This is a genomic window from Micromonospora sonneratiae, assembly GCF_042679305.1.
In the GTDB taxonomy this organism is placed as follows: domain Bacteria; phylum Actinomycetota; class Actinomycetes; order Mycobacteriales; family Micromonosporaceae; genus Micromonospora_H; species Micromonospora_H sonneratiae.
Window position 1 is genome coordinate 43,646 of record NZ_JBHTMP010000022.1, and the last position, 17,213, is coordinate 60,858.

The following is a 17,213-nucleotide window of genomic DNA, read 5'->3' on the forward strand; positions in this document are numbered from 1 at the left end:
CCCTCTGTCTCTTCCCCTGCTCTATTCGAGAGAGGTTTCGACGTGTCCAAGCGTAGGCGTCAGCCTGCCCAAACGCCGTCCCGGCACGGCGTGTACCGGTCCCGGATCGTGTCGCGCGGGGGTGCCTGGTGATCGGGCGTCCGCGTGGTGAAGTGGTCATGACTACGGCCGGGGATCTGATGGTGATCCGGCCCAAGCGGTTCGAACTGCCCGTCTGGGCGGCGCTTCTCGGCTTGGTGCTGCGCTGGTCCTGGCGGGCAATCTGGTGGTGTCTGCGACACCCGGTCGCGACCTGCACAGCGGCCGTCGCGGTCACGCTCTATGTCGAGTTCGACTGGTGGGGCCTGGTGGTGCCGCTGGTGCTCGTCGCTGTGGGCTCGGCCCTGTGGCGGTGGCGTGCTGAGTTGTCCTGGTGGAACTGGTTCGCTGGGCCGCTGCTGGGCTGGTTCCGCCGAACGTTCGTCTATCGGCGGGTGTGGCGCGAGGCCATGACCCTCTGTGGGCTCGCCGAGACGTACGACCATCGGCGCGTCCTGCCAGAACTACTGCGGGTCCGCTCGGATCAGGCCCTGGATGTGCTGACCGTCCGCATGGTCCGGGGCCAGACACCCGAGCAGTTCCAGAAGGCAAGCGCAAACCTCGCGTACGCCTTCGGTCGGCGGCATGCCCGGGTCTACTCCGAACGCCCAGACGAACCACCCGTGCGTACCGGTCCGGCTGCCTGGCTGCTGTGGGCCATCGACCGGGTGCGCTTCCGGGACCGCCCGACCATCGTCTATCTCGTCCTGGTCCGTACCGACGCGCTGCGGACCGTGGTGCCACCGTTCCCAGCTCAGACGGTGCCGGACTTCACCGCGCTGCCGATGGCTCGGCGGGAAGACCTGCGTACCTGGTCCCTGCACCTGCTCGCCACGCACGTACTGATCGGTGGGGCCACCCGGCGGGGCAAGGGCTCCGTTCTCTGGTCGCTGGTCCGGGCACTGAGCGGCGGGATCGCCTCCGGCCTGGTCCGCCTCTGGGTGATCGACCCCAAGGGCGGCATGGAATTCGCGCTTGGTCGTCCGATGTTCGCCCGGTTCGCGTGCAAGTCCTTCGAAGCCATGGCGGACCTGCTCGACGAGGCCGTGGAAGTGATGCGGGAACGGCAGACCCGCCTTGCCGGCACGGTCCGAGTACACACCCCGACCGAGGCTGACCCGCTGGTCGTGGTGGTCATCGACGAGATGGCGGCGCTGACGGCGTACCTGCAAGACGTCGACCTGCGCAAGCGCATCGCCGGATCGTTGGGGCTGCTGCTGTCCCAGGGGGCCGGCGTTGGCGTCCTGGTCGTGGCCGCGTTGCAGGACCCGCGCAAGGAAGTACTGCCGTTCCGGGACCTGTTCCCCACCCGCATCGCGCTGGGCCTCACCGAAGCGTCCCAGGTGGACATGGTGTTGGGCGACGGTGCCCGTAACCGGGGTGCGCTGGCTGACCAGATGCCCCGCTGGGCCAAGGGCGTCGGCTACGTGATCCTCGACGGCACCCCGGAACCGGTGCGAGTCCGCTTCTCCTACGTCACCGACGACGACATCCGGGCAATGGCTGAGCAGTATCCGGCCCCGGCTGACGCGGCCGACATCCTCGCCCAGGTCAGCCGGGAAACCGCCACCGAACCGGCCCGGGTGCCCCTACCTCGCCGACCATCTGGCCCGCTGCTGCCCAAGTCCCTGCTCAACCTGATCGACCCGAAGAAGGGGGAGGAACAGCGATGACCGCCGCTCTCGATGGCCGCCGGTTCTACCGGCTACGCACCCCGGAACCCATCACTGCGGTCTCCGTACGCGTCGACCCCGAACGACCCGACCCGTACCCGGTCTACCTGGCCGTAGGTGCCGGCCGACGCCGCATGTACCTCACCCCCGACGAGGCATGGGCGTTGTGGCGCTGCCTCTCCGAAGCCGTGGCATCCCTCGGCAATCCGCCCGACCACATCCGTACCGATATCCGACCGGCCCGGAGGTAACCGCCGTGAACCCTCTCGTCCGTCACTTGCGCAAACTCCGTCGGCCGTTGCGTATCCAGCTCGTCGGCCCGGCCGACCAGACCACCGCCGTGCTGCGCGGACTCGCCCACTTCGTCAACCGCCGTCAGGACATGAACGGCCGACGTATCCGCATCGACCTGACCATCCGCGAGAAGGCCAACGGGAGGGACCGATGATCCGCGTCGAATCCGGGGTACGCCTGCTGATCCTGCTCGCCATCGGCACCATGGCCGGCGCTGCCGCGTTCACCCACGTACACGACCTGACCGTGGCCCACGGCCAGCCCGACTGGATCGGCTGGGCCAACGCCGTAGCGGTCGAGCTGATGGCCATCTACCTCGGTCTGGAAATCCGGGCTCGTCGACGCGCTGGCCGTCCAGTCGGCCTGGTCGGCGTGCTGCTGGTCGCGTTCGCACTGCTGTCCCTCGCCGCCCAGGTCGCGGAAGCCGAACCCTCCATCTGGGGCTGGATCGTCGCCGCCGTCCCGTCCCTGGCGTTCCTCGCCCTGGTCAAGGTCGTCCTGTCCAGCGCACCAACAGCCGCACCACCACCGCCGCAGGGCGTCGACGAGGAACCCGTAGAGATCCCGACTCACATGGATGCCGACCCCGAAGAAGTCACCGTCGTCTTCGACCCGGAAACCCACAAGAGCCCCGTCTACCAGGCGGAACCTGAGCCGGTCGTCTACGCACCCGTGCTGGCATCGCCTCGTCCGGGCTCGTCGGCTGTGCTGCCTTCGCTGGGCGTGGTCCACCCGACGGGACGCCCGCAGGTCGTCGGAGTCACCCGATGACCGCTCCGACCCTGCCCGGACTCGAACCCGTCCCGGCCTCGGCTGCCGCTCCTCGGCCGGGGTCGCGGGCGGCCCGGATGGCACTACCTCGCTCGGTCGACGTACTGAAGGAGATCGCCGCCGAGTACGGCGTTTGCGTCCGCCCGCTTGCCATGCGGCGCACGGATCTCGACACCGGTTTGACCGAGGTCATCGACTTGCCCTGCGGAGCGACCCGTGAGGACAAGTGCCCACCGTGCGCGAAGAAGAACCGTCGGCTGCGGCAGGCCCAGATCCGGGAGGGCTGGCACCGGGACGATGAGCCGCTACCGCCTCCGGAACCCGCGACCGAGGAACAGAAGGCGCTGATCCTGTTGCGCGGGCATCTGGAGTTCTCGCGTGATGAGGCGTCCCGGGCCTGCCAGTGGGACCAGGTCGCCGACCTCGACGAGGCGATCCGGGAGGTAGAGGAAGCGATCGCGGCGGAAGGTCTACGGGGACGAGTCGCCCCGCCTCACTCGACGGATGATGAGGACCAGGACGACGAGGACTCCGGTCGCCGGCGCAAGCGTTCCACTCGGCGGAGGCAGGACGCTCCCGAGCTGCCCCGACGAAAGGTCGAACCGCGTACCGTCGGCAAGACGTACACCGCGCCGGACGGGTCGACCTACCGGCCGTCGATGTGGCTGACGTTGACCCTCGACTCGTACGGGCCGGTTCGCCCGGATGGCACTCCGGTCAATCCCGACCGGTACGACTACCGGCGGGCGGCATGGGACGCGGTGCACTTCCCTCGGCTGCTGGACCGGTTCTGGCAGAACCTGCGTCGGTGTGAGGGCTGGAACGTCCAGTACGCGGGTTGTGTCGAGCCGCAACGCCGACTCGCCCCGCATGCGCACTTCGCCATTCGCGGCACCATTCCCCGGGACGTGCTGCGGACCGTGGCCGCTGCCACCTATCACCAGGTGTGGTGGCCCTCGGTCGACGTTCAGCGCTACACCCTCGACCGGCCGCCGGTCTGGGACGAGGAGGCGTCGGCGTGGGTCGACCCTGACAGTCGACAACCGCTGACCACCTGGGCGGAAGCGCTCGACGCGATCGACGAGGACCCAGACTCCGAGCCGGTGCACGTAGTCCGCTTCGGCGTCCAGGTCGACGCGCGCGGCGTCATGCCCGGCACCGAGGACGCTGAGCGGACCATTCGGTACGTCACGAAGTACATCACCAAGCAGACGGGCGACTGCCACAAGATCAGCACTGATCGGCAACGGGCACACCTCGACCGGCTGTGGCGGGAGCTTCGGGTCACGCCCTGCACGGACCGGTGTGCGAACTGGCTGCTCTATGGCGTTCAGCCGAAGAAGGCGCACGCGAAACTCAAGCCGGGCCGCTGTAAGGGCAAGGTCCACCAGCGGGAAACCCTCGGCATCGGCGGTCGACGCATCCTCATTTCTCGTGACTGGTCCGGGAAGACGCTGAGCGACCACAAGCACGACGTACGGGCCTGGGTCCGGGCGCTGCTCGGCGTCACCGTCGGCCTGGATGGCGTCGACGACCAGGGCGCGAACGCCGAACCGGTCCGGCATGCCTGGGAACTGGCTCGACCGGATGAGGCCGACGTGCCCCCGCTGGCACACCGACTCCTGCGATCGATCAGCGAGCGTGCCCGTTGGCGCTCTGAACTCCTCGCAGCAAAGGACCGGGCGGCCCAACTGCCAAGCGCGTCAACGAGCAGACCGATCGGCGACACGGGGGAGGGACAGCAATGAAGACGGTCGACGAACTCTGGACGATCCGGGAAGTGTCGGTGTACCTGCGGGTTCCGGCCGAGACGCTCTACCGCTGGCGCAAGGTCAAGTACGGTCCGCCGGCTGCCCGGGTCGGTCGACACCTACGGTACGAGCCGGAAGCGGTGCGGGCGTGGGTACGTGAGCAGGCAGCGGCCTGATGGGACACGTTGAAGATCGCTGGTACAACGTCATCCGGCATCCCGGCGGCCGTACGGAACGGATCAAGTCCGAGCGGTTCGGTAAGGGCCTGCGCTACCGGGTCCGCTACATCGGCCCGGACGGCCGGGAACGTAGCCAGTCGTTCCCCGACCGATCGAAGCGGGACGCTGAGGCGTTCCTTGTCTCGACGGAGACAGACAAGCTTCGGGGCTCGTACGTCGACCCGGTCGCCGGCCGGATGACCTTTGCTGAGTACGCCGAGAGTTGGCTTCGTACTCGCTCCTTCGACGAGTCAACGCGGGAGGTCACCGAGTTCCGGGTACGGAAGCACCTGCTTCCCTTCTTCGGCTCTCGGCAACTGGCGTCGATCAAGCCGGGCCATATCCGGGAGTGGGATGCGGGCATGGTTGGGAAGCTGGCCCCGGCGACCCGGGCCGTCGTCTTCGCGCACCTGCGGACCATCCTCGGTGCGGCGGTCGATGACGAGCGGATCGCCAAGAATCCCTGTTCGGCAAAGTCGGTCAAGCAGCCGCGACCGGTTGAGCGTCGGGTGGTTCCCTGGCGGTACGACCAGGTTTCGGCAATCCGTGCTGGCCTCGCTGAGCGGTACCGCCCGATGGTGGACCTGGGGGCCGGCTGCGGCATGCGGCAGGGCGAGATTTTCGGGCTCGGTGTCGACGACATCGATTTCGACGCGGGCTGGGTGCATGTGGTCCGTCAGGTGAAACGGGTTCGGTCCCGGCTGGTCTTCGGGCTGACCAAGAACGACCGGGACCGTCGGGTGCCGCTGCCGGACTCGGTCGCCCAGGTACTCAAGGAACACATCGAGAAGTACGACCCAGTGAAGATTACGTTGCCGTGGGAAGACCCATTCAGCGACGAACGGGTAACCGTGCCGCTGCTGTTCACGACCACGCGACGGGGTGCGCTGAACCGAGCCACCTTCGATGACAAGAGCTGGCGACCGGCGGTCAAGGCTGCTGGCATCGTCCCGACGCGGGCCACCGGGATGCACGCGCTCCGCCACTTCTATGCCTCGTCGCTGCTCGACGCGGGGGAGAGCATCAAGGCCCTGGCGTCGTACCTCGGACACGCCGACCCCGGCTTCACCCTCCGGGTCTACACCCACCTGATGCCGGCCAGCGAGGAACGCACCCGTCGTGCCATAGACGATCTCTATCGCTGCACCGAAAACCCATGATCTTCCGATGGGCGGTGGCCCTGGCTTCCATGATGTACACAGTCGATGGATGCGGTTTGGTCGGCCTGGCGTGGGTTGGCCGTAGGGCTTAAAGAAAGGTTGGCTCCATGGGCGAGCGCGGCGACTTCACTCGATACTCGTACTGGTCTGAGCGCCGGGTGACTTCCATCGCCAAGGACGGGGGTCTTGACCTCAACCCGCGATGGAGATCGAAAATTTCCCTAGCTATTCCGTTCGTTTCATCGAATGTGGAGTTCGAGCGAGAGTCTCGTGCGCTCTTTCGGAATGAGATTGCAGATCGAATCGGTCGCGCTGTCGGAGATCTCGCCGTAGAGGATTTCGTAACGCCGCCAATGGTGCGTTTCGCAAAAGGCATTGGGCGTGTCGAATTCTCGCACTTCGTCGGCTACGAGTCACGCCGAGTTGTCCTCGGTGTTTATGTCGTGGCCTCTGACGGCACTCGGGTTGCAGTCTGCCTCTTTGGCAGCAGGGACAATGTTTCCGGATTCATGGGGCCGGAAGACCCCGTGGCGGAGGGGTGGAGTTCCTCTGCGGCACCGTCGATCAGCAAGTGGCTCATAAGCAGGTGCGCGGAGAACAAATCGCAGTGGGACGACCCGCAGTCAATTTCAGTCGAGGCCATGAAAATTGCCTTCAATCAGGGCTCCACTTTTGAATCGCGCCAGAGTCTTGACCAGCCGTGGATGCGGGGGTACACCTTCGGCGATGTTTCCGATTCGGAGTGGTTTGCAGAGATCTACAGTGATGTGGTGCTTGACCCGAATCGGTGGAGTCTGCGTGAGCCGGTGGACAGAATTCTTGTGGGTGCCCCCGTGTGGGTAAGAACCCCTCGTGCTGCTGTGCGTAGGTATATCGACTATCGGAGAGACGTGAACGTTCGGCACTACGGGTAGGAATCCCGGGCTGATCCCGATCGCAGATTCGATGGAGACGGCCCGGCGACGGCCCACAGAGGTCGGGGCCGGGTTCCGTCCCAGGTCAGCGGGATGCCGAGTTCATAATCCGGCGTACAGGTCGACTCGTCCGTCGCCCACCAGCTCAGAGCCACGACCAAGGCTCTGAGCTGGTTCTATGTTCGGGTGTCGATGGTCGTTCTTGGTCAACTTTGGCCAGCGTTTGACGCCCTGACGACGCCCTGACGCCCTGGAGACGCCCTGAGCGCGGGCTCAGTTGGCCCTACCTCGGGCCGGGCCGGGCTGCGCCGTCGTGGGGGCCTTTCCGGGGGTTGGTGGTTGGGGTTCCGGAGCGGGGCCGGTGGTTGCGGGGGAGGGTCGGGCACGTCCTGGCGGTGGAGTTGGTGCCGCGACCCGGTGAGCCGGTGGCAAGCCAGTCCCGGGGTTGGACTGGCGCGGCAGCCGGAAGCCCCGACCACGTGACCAGGCCGACCCGCCGGCTTCCGTCACGGCCTCGCTGGGGCTGGTTCCTGGTCGTCTGGTGGGGCGGTGTCCCGGCGGGTGTCGGTGGCTTCCCGCCCCGGTGCCGAAGGCAGCCGGGGCGGCTTACCGCCGGCCGGGCTTGCCGCCCCGCACCGCGCGGAGCGCGGTGCCTTGATCCAAAACAGAGGAATTCGGCAGTTGAGGGACCTCCGTGCGTGTCGTGTCCCGGTAGATGCTTTACACCTGCGTCCCAGTTGATGCTTGACATGATCCGTAGTTGGTTCGTTGATCGCGTGTTGTTTGCGGGCACTGCGTGGTCAGGGGGCCGGGATTGGCGCTGGTTGGGTTGTCCGTGGTGGAGCAGCGGTATCAGGCGGTTCTCGCGGTGTTGGCCGGGGATCGGGTGACCGAGGTCGCGGTGAGGTTCGGGGTGTCGCGGCAGAGTGTGCATTCGTGGCTGGGCCGGTATGCGCAGGCGGGTCTTGCCGGGTTGCAGGATCGGTCGCATCGGCCGGAGTCGTGTCCGCATCAGGCGTCGCCGGAGGTGGAAGCGGCGGTGTGTGAGTTACGGCGGGCGCATCCGCGGTGGGGTGCGCGGCGGATCGTGTTCGAGTTGGGTCGGGCTGGTTGCCCGGATCTGCCGTCGCGGATGAGTGTGTATCGGATTCTGGCTCGTCATGGGTTGATCGAGCCGGTGAAGCGGGGGCGGGGTCGGAAGGATTATCGGCGGTGGCAGCGGGCTGCGCCGATGGAGTTGTGGCAGATGGACATCGTCGGTGGGGTGTTCCTGGCTGACGGCAGTGAGGCGAAGGTCGTCACCGGGGTGGATGACCATTCCCGGTATTGCGTGATCGCGCGGGTGGTGCGGCGGGCGACTGGTCGGGCGGTGTGTGAGGCCCTGGCCCAGGGGTTGGTGCGGTTCGGGGTGCCGCAGGAGATGCTGACCGATAACGGCAAGCAGTTCACCGACCGGTTCGGCAAGGGTGGTGAAGTGCTGTTCGACCGGATCTGCCGGGAGAACGGGATCGTGCACCGGTTGACGCAGCCAGCGTCGCCGACCACCACCGGGAAGGTCGAGCGGTTCCACCAGACCCTGCGTCGGGAACTACTCGACGACGCTGGGGTGTTCCCGGATCTAGAGACAGCACAGGCCGCAGTCGACAGCTTCCGGGACCAGTACAACACCCGCCGGCCGCATCAGGCCCTGGACATGGCGTTTCCCGCCGACCGGTTCACTGCGGGCAAGGAGGGTGAGGGGCAGCGGCTGTTGCCGGTGAGACTGCCGTCCGGCTTCACTACGGCCGTCGAGGAACCGCACCAGCCGCCAGCGGTGACCCCGGTCGACCTGACTCCCATCACCCTGGCCCCGATCGTGCCGACACCAGAGCGGCAGGGGTGGGCTGGTGACGCGGTCGAGTTCGACCGGGTCGTACCACCAAGCGGAAACATGCAGGTCAGCGGCAAACAGTTCTGGCTCGGACCACACCGGTCCGGGGTCACGGTCACGTTCTGGGCCGACACCGACGTCATCCACCTCATGATCACCGGAACCCGCCTCAAATCCGTGCGGTCACACCTGTCCGTCAACGACCTCGCCGCACTACACCGTGCCGGCGGTCGACCAGCGGGGCCGCCACCGTTGCCGCCAGCACCCGTTGGGCAGGTGGCCGGGCCGGTGGAGGTCGACCGGACCGTCGGCACCAGCGGCTGCGTCTCCCTCGGCCAGCATCTGGTCCTGGCCGCCGAGATCCTCGCCGGCCGCCGCGTCGGGGTCCGCGTCGACACCCACACCCTGGCCTTCTTCGACCTGAAAACCCGCGAGCTGCTGCGCACCAGACCCAACCCGCTGACCCCGGCCGAGACGGCCCGGCTACGCAGCGCCCGGCCTGCTGGCCTGCCACCACAACCCTCCACCGACCCGGTCCGGGTCCAGCGGCGAGCCTCCAACAGCGGCGGTGTCATGGTCGCCGGCCAGAAGATCGCCCTCGGCCGCATCCACGCCCGCAAAACCGTGACTATCGACGTCACCGACACCGAACTGGCCATCCACTGCGACGACGGCACCCGCACCATCCGCCGCACCACCGACCAGCCCATCACCCAAATCAAAGCCCAACGACCCCGCAAGGTCGACCTCAATGTCTAGATCCACTGTCAAGCAACAGGTGGGACGGATCCGTCAAGCATCAACTGGGACTAGACAAGGGACCTCCGTGCGTGTCCTTCGTCGGGCCGAGTTGCCATCCATCAACAGCTGAACGCGGCACCTTCGCGCACAGCGCCCTCGAGGCTGCGGCAGCTATGGGTTACGCGCTAAGTTGCCGTTCAGGGTGCATACCCAGAGGGGCATGCCTCACTAGATTGTCGTGGGTGTCCGCTATGCTGCCGACACTGCTTGCCTACATCGGAGACTTTTCCGAACCACTAAGATCATCGATTGATGGGACCCGGGATGACGGAGAGTTATTGCTCGCGGTTCGGGTTCTAGGCTTTGTCAGTGCTGATGTTCCGCTCGCCGGGGGGTGCCTGGGGACCAGACGCCTGACGCTAGAGTCTCGCCGTGGTGAACCAGTCGGTCCGTGAGGCCTACTCATACATGTCTGAGCAATACATCGCCTTGTTCAAGGGTGACTCGCAGGCTGACGTGGACGACGCGGCCCTCGTCCGGGACCACCTGGTCGGCTTGGACGGTAGGGTGCTCGATCTCGGGTGCGGCCCCGGGCACTGGAGCGCCTACCTGCATTCGTTCGGCGCCGACGTGACCGGCGTGGACCTGGTCCCTGAGTTCATCGACCATGCGCAGACGAACTTTCCGGGGCCGGAGTTCAGACTCGGATCGATGACCGACCTGAATCTTCCCGACCACTCGGTGGCGGGCATCCTCTCCTGGTATTCGACCATCCACCTGCCGCCGCCAGAGCTGGACGGTGTACTTACCGAGTTCCGCCGGATGTTAGCTCCCTCCGGGAAGCTGGTGATCGGCTTCTTCGACAGTGCCGACGGCGTAGCCGCGTTCGACCACAAGGTTCATACGGCATACCGCTGGCCCGTAGATACGTTCTCCGCCCGCCTGGCAAAAGCCGGTTTCACCGAGGTTCAGCGCTTGAGGAAACAGTTTCCGGACCGTCCGGATCGCATGTGTGCGGCCATCGCAGCGACAGCCGCTGCGTCATAGTGATCACCTCACCGCTGGACCAGCCCTTCCGGCAACATACTGGTCTTGATAGATCGATCTACTGACGGGTCATGGGGAGTCACCTCCGCAGTGAGGCGCCAAACGGTCCGGCGTCCGGCTGAGCAAGGGCGACTCACCGGCCGCGGATTACTGGAAGGCCCAGGTCCGCCGTCGTAGCGGGGGTCGCCCGTCGGTCGAGGTTAGCCAGCTTGCCGCGGGCTGCCTCCAGCGACACTTGCAGGCCTTGGACCTCGCCTTCCGCGCATGAGCTCGTCATGCCGGCCTAAAGACCAAGCTTCGCGCACGGCCGGAGGCTGGTTCGGCGGCTTCGGCGGTGACCCTGTACGTCGAGTTCGACTGGCCCGGCCTGGTGGTGCCGCTGGCGCTGATGGCGGCGGTGTCGCTGGTCTGGTGGTGGCTGCACGAGTCGTCCTGGTGGGCCTGGCTGGCGGGGCCGCTGCTCGGCTTCGTCCGTCGCGTCTTCGTGTACCGGCGGGTCTGGCGGGAGGCCATGACGCTCTGCGGGCTCGCCGAGACGTACGACCATCGGCGGGTCCTGCCGGAACTCCTCCGGGTCCGCTCGGATCAGGCGCTCGACGTGCTGACGATCCGGATGGTCCGGGGCCAGACCCCCGAACAGTTCCAGAAGGTGAGCGCGAACCTGGCGTACGCCTTCGGCCGGCGGCACGCCCGGGTCTACTCCGAGCGTCCCGACGATCCGCCGACCCGTACCGGCTGGGCTGCCTGGCTGCTTCGGGCGGTCGACCGGGTGCGCTCCCGGGACCGGCCTACCGTCGTCTACCTGGCGCTGGTGCGTACCGACGCGCTGCGGACGATCGTGCCACCGTTCCCGGTGCCGGCGGTGCCGGACTTCACCGCCCTGCCGTTGGCTCGGCGGGAAGACCTGCGTACATGGTCGCTGCACCTGCTCGCTACTCACGTCCTGGTGGGCGGGGCCACCCGACGCGGCAAGGGTTCCGTCCTCTGGTCGCTGGTCCGGGCGCTCAGTGGCGGCGTCGCCTCCGGGCTGGTCCGGCTCTGGGTGATCGACCCCAAGGGCGGGATGGAGTTCGCGCTCGGTCGGCCGATGTTCGCCCGGTTCGCCTGCAAATCCTTCGAGGCTATGGCTGACCTGCTCGACGAAGCGGTGGACGTGCTGCGGGAGCGTCAGGCCCGGTTGGCTGGCACCGTTCGCGTCCACACTCCGACCGAGATTGACCCCCTGGTCGTGGTCGTTGTCGACGAGATGGCGGCGCTGACCGCGTACCTGCAAGACGGTGATCTGCGCAAGCGCATCGCCTCCTCGCTGGGCGTGCTGCTGTCGCAGGGTGCCGGCGTCGGCGTCCTGGTGGTGGCCGCGTTGCAGGACCCTCGCAAGGAAGTCCTGCCGTTCCGGGACCTGTTCCCGACACGCATCGCGCTCGGGCTGACCGAAGCGGCCCAGGTGGACATGGTCCTTGGCGACGGTGCCCGCAACCGGGGTGCGCTCGCCGACCAGATGCCCCGATGGGCCAAGGACATCGGGTACGTGATCCTCGACGGCACCCCCGACCCGGTCCGGGTCCGGTTCTCCTTTGTCAGCGATAGCGACATCCGGGACATGGCCGCGCAGTACCCGGCGCCGGTCGACGCTGCCGACATCCTCGCCCAGGTCGGTCGGGAAACCGCCGCCGAACCGGTCCGGCCTCCGCTGCCACGTAAGCCGCTCGGGCCGCTGCTGCCTGACTCGCTGCGCAACCTGCTCGACGGGGACGGCGGGGGTGCGGCCCGATGACCAGCGCTCCGAACGGTCGCCGGTTCTACCGGCTGCGCACTCCTGAACCGGTCACCGCTGTATCCGTTCGCGTCGACCCTGAGCGGCCCGACCCGTACCCGGTGTATCTCGCGGTCGGGAGCGGCCGGCGGCGGATGTCCCTGACCCCCGACGAGGCGTGGGCGCTGTGGCGCTGCCTCTCCGAAGCGGTCGCCTCCCTCGGCGCTCCGCCCGACCACATCCGTATCGACATCCGACCGGTCCGGAGGTGACCCCGTGAACCCCATGACGTACCTGATCAACCGGCTCCGGTTCCCGCTGCGCGTGCAGCTCGTCGGCCCGGCCGACCAGACCGCCACCGCGCTGCACGGGCTCGCTGAGCTGATCCGCCGCCGCCGGGACATGCATGGCCGGCGCATCCGCATCGACCTGACCATCCGAGAGAAGCGGGAGGGCGACCAGTGAACCACCGGACCGAATCGGCGGTACGGGTCGTGATCCTGCTCGTCATCGGCGGGATGGCTGGGGCCGCTGCCTTCACCCACGTCCATGACCTGAGCGTCGCGCACGGACAGCCGGACTGGATCGGCTGGGCCAACGCCGTGGCCGTCGAGCTGATGGCGATCTACCTCGGCCTGGAACTGCGTGCCCGGCGTCGGGCCGGTCGCCCCGTGGGCCTGGTCGCCTCGCTCCTGGTGGCGTTCGCGCTCCTGTCGCTGGCCGCCCAGGTCGCTGAGGCTGAGCCGTCCGTCTGGGGCTGGATCGTGGCGGCGGTGCCGTCGCTGGCGTTCCTCGCACTGGTCAAGGTCGTCCTCTCCGGTGCTCCCGCTCCTCGGGCGACCGTCAAGCGGCCCTTGACTGAACCTGCACCGGAACCGGTCGACGTCGACCAGGCCACCCCGGAACCCGTGGTGACTTCGGCTGAGTCGTTGCCCGTGCCGGCTCCGGTTCCCGCTCCGGTCCCGGTGGCTGAACCGGTGCCCCCGGTGGTCCTGCCGCCTCGCGTCGTGCACCCGTCCCGCCCGGCGGTCGTGGGGATCGTCCGGTGACGGCTCCGACCCTGCCCGGTCTCGAACCGGTCGCCTCGACCCCGGCTGCTACTCCTCGACCGGGGTCGCGGGCGGCCCGCATGGCGCTCCCCCGTTCGGTCGACGTGCTCAAGGAGATCGCCGCCGAGTACGGCGTCTGTGTGCGTCCCCTCGCTATGCGGCGGACCGATCTGGAAACCGGGCTGACGGAGGTGATCGACCTTCCGTGTGGGGCGACCAGGGAGGACAAGTGCGCGCCGTGTGCAAAGAAGAACCGGCGGCTGCGACAGGCCCAGATCCGGGAGGGCTGGCACCGTGACGACGAACCCCTACCCCCACCCCAACCCGCGACCGAGGAACAGAAGGCGCTGATCCTGCTGCGCGGGCATCTGGAGTTCGCCCGCGACGAAGCCTCCCGCGCCTGCCAGTACGACCAGGTCGACGACATCGACGAGGCAATCCGGGAAGTGGAAGACGCCATCACGGCGGAAGGGCTCCGTGGTCGGGTCGCTCCTCCGCATGGCGGCGTCGATGACGACCAGGGCGACGAGGACACCGGCCGGCGGCGCAAGCGGTCGACGAAGCGGCGTCAGGATGCCCCGGATCTGCCTCGGCGCAAGGTCGAGCGGCGCACGGTTGGCAAGACCTACACGGCCCCGGATGGGTCGACCTACCGGCCGTCGATGTGGCTCACCCTCACGCTCGACTCGTACGGGCCGGTCCGCCCGGACGGCACCCCGGTCAACCCCGACCGGTACGACTACCGCCGCGCAGCCTGGGACGCCGTGCATTTCCCCCGGCTGCTCGACCGGTTCTGGCAGAACCTACGCCGCTGTGAGGGCTGGAACGTCCAGTACGCCGGCTGCGTCGAGCCCCAACGACGACTCGCCCCACACGCACACTTCGCCATCCGGGGCACCATCCCCCGCGACGTCCTACGCACCGTGGCGGCGGCCACGTACCACCAGGTCTGGTGGCCCTCCGTCGACGTCCAGCGGTACACCCTCGACCGGCTGCCCGTCTGGGACGACCAAGCGTCGACGTGGGTCGACCCCGACACCCACGAACCGTTGACGACCTGGAACGAAGCACTCGACGCCATCGACGACGACCCGGACGCCGAACCGGTGCACGTGGTCCGCTTCGGCGTCCAGGTCGACGCACGCGGCGTCATGCCCGGCACCACCGACGCTGAACGGACGATCCGGTACGTCACGAAGTACATCACCAAGCAGACCGGCGACTGCCACAAGATGACCAGCGGTCGGCAGCGGGCGCACCTCGACCGGCTCTGGCAGCAACTCCAGGTGACTCCGTGCACGGATCGGTGTGCGAACTGGCTGCTCTACGGCGTCCAGCCGAAGAAGGCGCACGCGAAGCTCAAGCCGGGCCGCTGCAAGGGCAAGGTCCACCAACGCGACACCCTCGGCATCGGCGGGCGTCGCATCCTCATCTCCCGCGACTGGTCCGGCAAGACGCTCTCCGACCACAAGCACGACGTCTGGGCCTGGGTGCGGGCACTGCTCGGGACCACGGTCAGCCTTGACGGCGTCAACGACCAGGGCGCGACGGTCGAACCGGTCCGCCACGCCTGGGAGCTGGCGCGTCCCGATGACGCTGACGTGCCGTCGCTGGCACACCGGCTCCTGCGCTCGATCAGCGAACGTGCCCGGTGGCGCTCCGAACTCCTCGCCGCCAAGGACCGGGCGGCACAACTACACGCGGACGGGACGACGAACGGGCCGGCGAGTACGACGGGGGAGGGGCAGTGATGGCGAACGAAGGGCTCTGGACGGTGCGGGACGTGTCGGCGTACCTGCGCGTGCCACAGGAGACGCTGTACCGCTGGCGCAAGGTCAAGTACGGTCCACCGGCGGCTCGGGTCGGTCGGCACCTGCGGTACGAACCGGAAGCGGTCCGGGCGTGGTTCCGTGAGCAGGCGGCGGCAGCCTGATGGGACACGTCGAAGATCGCTGGTACAAGACCCAACATCACCCGGGCGGGCGACGGGAGCGGGTGAAGACGGAACTGTTCGGCAAGGGGCTGCGCTACCGGGTGCGGTACATCGGGCCGGACGGCAAGGAGCGGAAGAAGTCCTTCCCGGACCGGGCCAAGCGGGATGCTGAGGCGTTCCTTGTCTCGACCGAGACGGACAAGCTCCGGGGCTCCTACGTCGATCCGGTCGCCGGTCGGATGACGTTCATGGAGTACGCCGAGACCTGGCTGCGCACGCGCTCCTTCGACGAGTCGACCCGGGAGAGCACGGAGTTTCGGGTACGGAAACACTTGCTCCCGTTCTTTGGGTCCAAGCAACTGGCGTCGATCAAGCCGGGCCACATCCGGGAGTGGGATGCCGCGATGGTCGGCAAGCTGGCCCCGGCGACCCGGGCCGTCGTGTTCGCGCACCTGCGGACCATCCTCGGCGCGGCAGTCGACGACGAACGGATCGCGAAGAACCCGTGTTCGGCAAAGTCGGTCAAGCCGCCCCGACCGGTTCAGCGTCGGGTGGTGCCGTGGCGGTACGACCAAGTTTCGGCAATCCGCCGTGGCCTCGCCCAGCGGTACCGGCCGATGGTTGACCTCGGTGCGGGGTGTGGGCTGCGGCAGGGGGAGATTCTTGGGCTCGGCGTTGACGACATCGACTTTGACGCGGGCTGGGTGCACGTCTCGCGTCAGGTCAAGCTCGTTCGGTCCCGGCTGGTCTTCGGGCTGCCCAAGAATGACCGGGACCGTCGGATACCGCTGCCCGACTCTGTTGCCCTGGTGCTGCGGCAGCACATCGACGACTTCGCCCCGGTGTCGCTCACCCTGCCGTGGGAGGACCCGGCCAGCGACGAACGGGTCACGGTGCCGCTGCTCTTCACCACCACCCGGCGCGGTGCGATCAACCGGCGCACCTTCGATGACAAGAGTTGGCGACCGGCTGTCGTGTCGGCCGGCATCACGCCGACCCGGGCCACCGGGATGCACGCGCTTCGTCACTTCTACGCCTCGTCGCTACTCGACGCGGGGGAGAGCATCAAGGCCCTTGCGTCGTACCTCGGCCACGCTGACCCGGGTTTCACGCTTCGGGTCTACACGCACCTGATGCCAGCGAGCGAGGAGCGCACTCGCAATGCCATCGACAGTCTGTTTGGGCCTGCCACTGAGGTTTCGGGATCACGCCCGTGACAGCGCTGTATCTGAAGGCCAGACTCGTCCGGGTGGACTTCGTTGAGTTGGGTGCGGTCACTGCCCCATCTGGTGTCTTGGTCCTCGCGATGGTCGGGCACCTCGACATCTGGCCGAGCATTGGCGAGCGGCTTTCCGATCGTGCGGCGGCGGTCGCTGCTACTGGTGGTGGCCATATCCAGGAATGGCTTTTCGAGGCGGTCGCCGTACCTGTCGACGCCGGCCGTCCACTTCCCGTGCTGGCGGCCGTCCAGCCTTCTCCGTTCTTTGGCGAGGCCGCCATCACGATGCTTGAGGTCCGTCTGGGAGGAGAACGCGCCGGCCGGTTGCTCGGTGACCTTCCGGCCGACCGGTGCGGCATGGTCTTGGGCGATGCCGTCGCGCTCGATTCGTGGGTCGGCCTCTCCGTGGAGCCACATACCGACTACGACAAATTTCGTCGGTCCGCCATGAAGCATCCGCTGCACGTCGGGCCGGTCGAGGTTGCCGGCTGCCCTGTCCTCGGCATCGGCTGGGGTGAGGGTGACCATTCGATGCGGCATCGGGGAGAACGGGCGTGGGGTCAGGTGTACCCGGTGACGATCATCAGTGACCACCCGTCCGGGACCGCTCTGCGGTGGGACGTCAACCCCGGCGAGAAGCCCTGACGCCCTGGCGACGCCCTGAGCGAGTGTCAGGCGAACGAAACGCCTGCTCAGGGCGCTAATCACCTTCATAATCCGGCGTACAGGTCGACTCGTCCGT

General features: G+C 67.6%; 18 protein-coding genes. All 18 read left to right on the forward strand.

Features of this window, described 5'->3' with window-relative positions:
• The first annotated feature begins 158 nt into the window (after positions 1 to 158).
• The 18 genes from ACFQ4H_RS16040 to ACFQ4H_RS16125 all read left to right on the forward strand — a co-directional run bounded on the left by ACFQ4H_RS16040 (position 159) and on the right by ACFQ4H_RS16125 (position 17,116).
• Positions 159 to 1,751 carry an FtsK/SpoIIIE domain-containing protein gene (locus ACFQ4H_RS16040; protein WP_377571763.1) on the forward strand — a complete coding sequence of 531 codons (1,593 nt, stop codon included), beginning with the start codon at positions 159 to 161 and terminating at the stop codon, positions 1,749 to 1,751.
• Entirely contained in the window at positions 1,748 to 2,002 is a 255-nt protein-coding gene (locus ACFQ4H_RS16045; protein ID WP_377571764.1) for a hypothetical protein, read from the forward strand. The genes ACFQ4H_RS16040 and ACFQ4H_RS16045 overlap by 4 nt, the downstream gene beginning before the upstream one ends.
• A gap of 5 nt (positions 2,003 to 2,007) precedes the next feature.
• Positions 2,008 to 2,199: a hypothetical protein gene (locus ACFQ4H_RS16050; RefSeq protein ID WP_377571765.1), complete on the forward strand. Its 192-nt coding sequence runs from the start codon at positions 2,008 to 2,010 to the stop codon at positions 2,197 to 2,199.
• Positions 2,196 to 2,816, forward strand: coding sequence for a DUF2637 domain-containing protein (locus ACFQ4H_RS16055; protein ID WP_377571766.1), 621 nt, complete (start codon positions 2,196 to 2,198; stop codon positions 2,814 to 2,816). Before ACFQ4H_RS16050 ends, ACFQ4H_RS16055 begins: the two co-directional genes overlap by 4 nt.
• On the forward strand, positions 2,813 to 4,564 hold the full coding sequence (locus ACFQ4H_RS16060) for a replication initiator (RefSeq protein WP_377571767.1): 1,752 nt from the start codon (positions 2,813 to 2,815) through the stop codon (positions 4,562 to 4,564). Before ACFQ4H_RS16055 ends, ACFQ4H_RS16060 begins: the two co-directional genes overlap by 4 nt.
• Entirely contained in the window at positions 4,561 to 4,743 is a 183-nt protein-coding gene (locus ACFQ4H_RS16065; RefSeq protein ID WP_377571768.1) for a helix-turn-helix domain-containing protein, read from the forward strand. Before ACFQ4H_RS16060 ends, ACFQ4H_RS16065 begins: the two co-directional genes overlap by 4 nt.
• Positions 4,743 to 5,945: a tyrosine-type recombinase/integrase gene (locus tag ACFQ4H_RS16070; protein ID WP_377571769.1), complete on the forward strand. Its 1,203-nt coding sequence runs from the start codon at positions 4,743 to 4,745 to the stop codon at positions 5,943 to 5,945. Before ACFQ4H_RS16065 ends, ACFQ4H_RS16070 begins: the two co-directional genes overlap by 1 nt.
• Positions 5,946 to 6,052: 107 nt before the next feature.
• Entirely contained in the window at positions 6,053 to 6,859 is an 807-nt protein-coding gene (locus ACFQ4H_RS16075) for a hypothetical protein (RefSeq protein ID WP_377571770.1), read from the forward strand.
• Between the two features lie 829 nt (positions 6,860 to 7,688).
• Positions 7,689 to 9,488, forward strand: a complete 1,800-nt coding sequence (locus ACFQ4H_RS16080) for an IS481 family transposase (RefSeq protein WP_377571813.1) — start codon at positions 7,689 to 7,691, stop codon at positions 9,486 to 9,488.
• A gap of 450 nt (positions 9,489 to 9,938) precedes the next feature.
• On the forward strand, positions 9,939 to 10,517 hold the full coding sequence (locus ACFQ4H_RS16085; RefSeq protein WP_377571814.1) for a class I SAM-dependent methyltransferase: 579 nt from the start codon (positions 9,939 to 9,941) through the stop codon (positions 10,515 to 10,517).
• A gap of 334 nt (positions 10,518 to 10,851) precedes the next feature.
• On the forward strand, positions 10,852 to 12,291 hold the full coding sequence (locus tag ACFQ4H_RS16090) for an FtsK/SpoIIIE domain-containing protein (protein ID WP_377571771.1): 1,440 nt from the start codon (positions 10,852 to 10,854) through the stop codon (positions 12,289 to 12,291).
• Entirely contained in the window at positions 12,288 to 12,542 is a 255-nt protein-coding gene (locus ACFQ4H_RS16095) for a hypothetical protein (protein ID WP_377571772.1), read from the forward strand. Before ACFQ4H_RS16090 ends, ACFQ4H_RS16095 begins: the two co-directional genes overlap by 4 nt.
• Before the next feature lie 13 nt (positions 12,543 to 12,555).
• Positions 12,556 to 12,735, forward strand: coding sequence for a hypothetical protein (locus ACFQ4H_RS16100; RefSeq protein WP_377571815.1), 180 nt, complete (start codon positions 12,556 to 12,558; stop codon positions 12,733 to 12,735).
• A complete protein-coding gene (locus ACFQ4H_RS16105; protein ID WP_377571773.1) occupies positions 12,732 to 13,319 on the forward strand; it encodes a DUF2637 domain-containing protein in 588 nt (195 codons plus the stop codon). The genes ACFQ4H_RS16100 and ACFQ4H_RS16105 overlap by 4 nt, the downstream gene beginning before the upstream one ends.
• Positions 13,316 to 15,070: a replication initiator gene (locus ACFQ4H_RS16110; RefSeq protein ID WP_377571774.1), complete on the forward strand. Its 1,755-nt coding sequence runs from the start codon at positions 13,316 to 13,318 to the stop codon at positions 15,068 to 15,070. The genes ACFQ4H_RS16105 and ACFQ4H_RS16110 overlap by 4 nt, the downstream gene beginning before the upstream one ends.
• Positions 15,070 to 15,252 carry a helix-turn-helix domain-containing protein gene (locus tag ACFQ4H_RS16115; RefSeq protein ID WP_018732821.1) on the forward strand — a complete coding sequence of 61 codons (183 nt, stop codon included), beginning with the start codon at positions 15,070 to 15,072 and terminating at the stop codon, positions 15,250 to 15,252. The genes ACFQ4H_RS16110 and ACFQ4H_RS16115 overlap by 1 nt, the downstream gene beginning before the upstream one ends.
• Positions 15,252 to 16,469: a tyrosine-type recombinase/integrase gene (locus tag ACFQ4H_RS16120; protein ID WP_377571775.1), complete on the forward strand. Its 1,218-nt coding sequence runs from the start codon at positions 15,252 to 15,254 to the stop codon at positions 16,467 to 16,469. Before ACFQ4H_RS16115 ends, ACFQ4H_RS16120 begins: the two co-directional genes overlap by 1 nt.
• The gene (locus tag ACFQ4H_RS16125) at positions 16,466 to 17,116 is read left to right on the forward strand and encodes a hypothetical protein (RefSeq protein WP_377571776.1); all 651 of its coding nucleotides are present in this window, start codon (positions 16,466 to 16,468) and stop codon (positions 17,114 to 17,116) included. The genes ACFQ4H_RS16120 and ACFQ4H_RS16125 overlap by 4 nt, the downstream gene beginning before the upstream one ends.
• Positions 17,117 to 17,213 lie beyond the last annotated feature (97 nt).

Bases quoted from the DNA above. Each gene is read 5' to 3' on its own strand.
- ACFQ4H_RS16040 (WP_377571763.1), top strand. From the start codon at position 159: ATGACTACGGCCGGGGATCTGATGGTGATCCGGCCCAAGCGGTTCGAA.
- ACFQ4H_RS16045 (WP_377571764.1), top strand. From the start codon at position 1,748: ATGACCGCCGCTCTCGATGGCCGCCGGTTCTACCGGCTACGCACCCCG.
- ACFQ4H_RS16055 (WP_377571766.1), top strand. From the start codon at position 2,196: ATGATCCGCGTCGAATCCGGGGTACGCCTGCTGATCCTGCTCGCCATC.
- ACFQ4H_RS16060 (WP_377571767.1), top strand. From the start codon at position 2,813: ATGACCGCTCCGACCCTGCCCGGACTCGAACCCGTCCCGGCCTCGGCT.
- ACFQ4H_RS16065 (WP_377571768.1), top strand. From the start codon at position 4,561: ATGAAGACGGTCGACGAACTCTGGACGATCCGGGAAGTGTCGGTGTAC.
- ACFQ4H_RS16070 (WP_377571769.1), top strand. From the start codon at position 4,743: ATGGGACACGTTGAAGATCGCTGGTACAACGTCATCCGGCATCCCGGC.
- ACFQ4H_RS16075 (WP_377571770.1), top strand. From the start codon at position 6,053: ATGGGCGAGCGCGGCGACTTCACTCGATACTCGTACTGGTCTGAGCGC.
- ACFQ4H_RS16085 (WP_377571814.1), top strand. From the start codon at position 9,939: ATGTCTGAGCAATACATCGCCTTGTTCAAGGGTGACTCGCAGGCTGAC.
- ACFQ4H_RS16095 (WP_377571772.1), top strand. From the start codon at position 12,288: ATGACCAGCGCTCCGAACGGTCGCCGGTTCTACCGGCTGCGCACTCCT.
- ACFQ4H_RS16100 (WP_377571815.1), top strand. From the start codon at position 12,556: ATGACGTACCTGATCAACCGGCTCCGGTTCCCGCTGCGCGTGCAGCTC.
- ACFQ4H_RS16115 (WP_018732821.1), top strand. From the start codon at position 15,070: ATGGCGAACGAAGGGCTCTGGACGGTGCGGGACGTGTCGGCGTACCTG.
- ACFQ4H_RS16120 (WP_377571775.1), top strand. From the start codon at position 15,252: ATGGGACACGTCGAAGATCGCTGGTACAAGACCCAACATCACCCGGGC.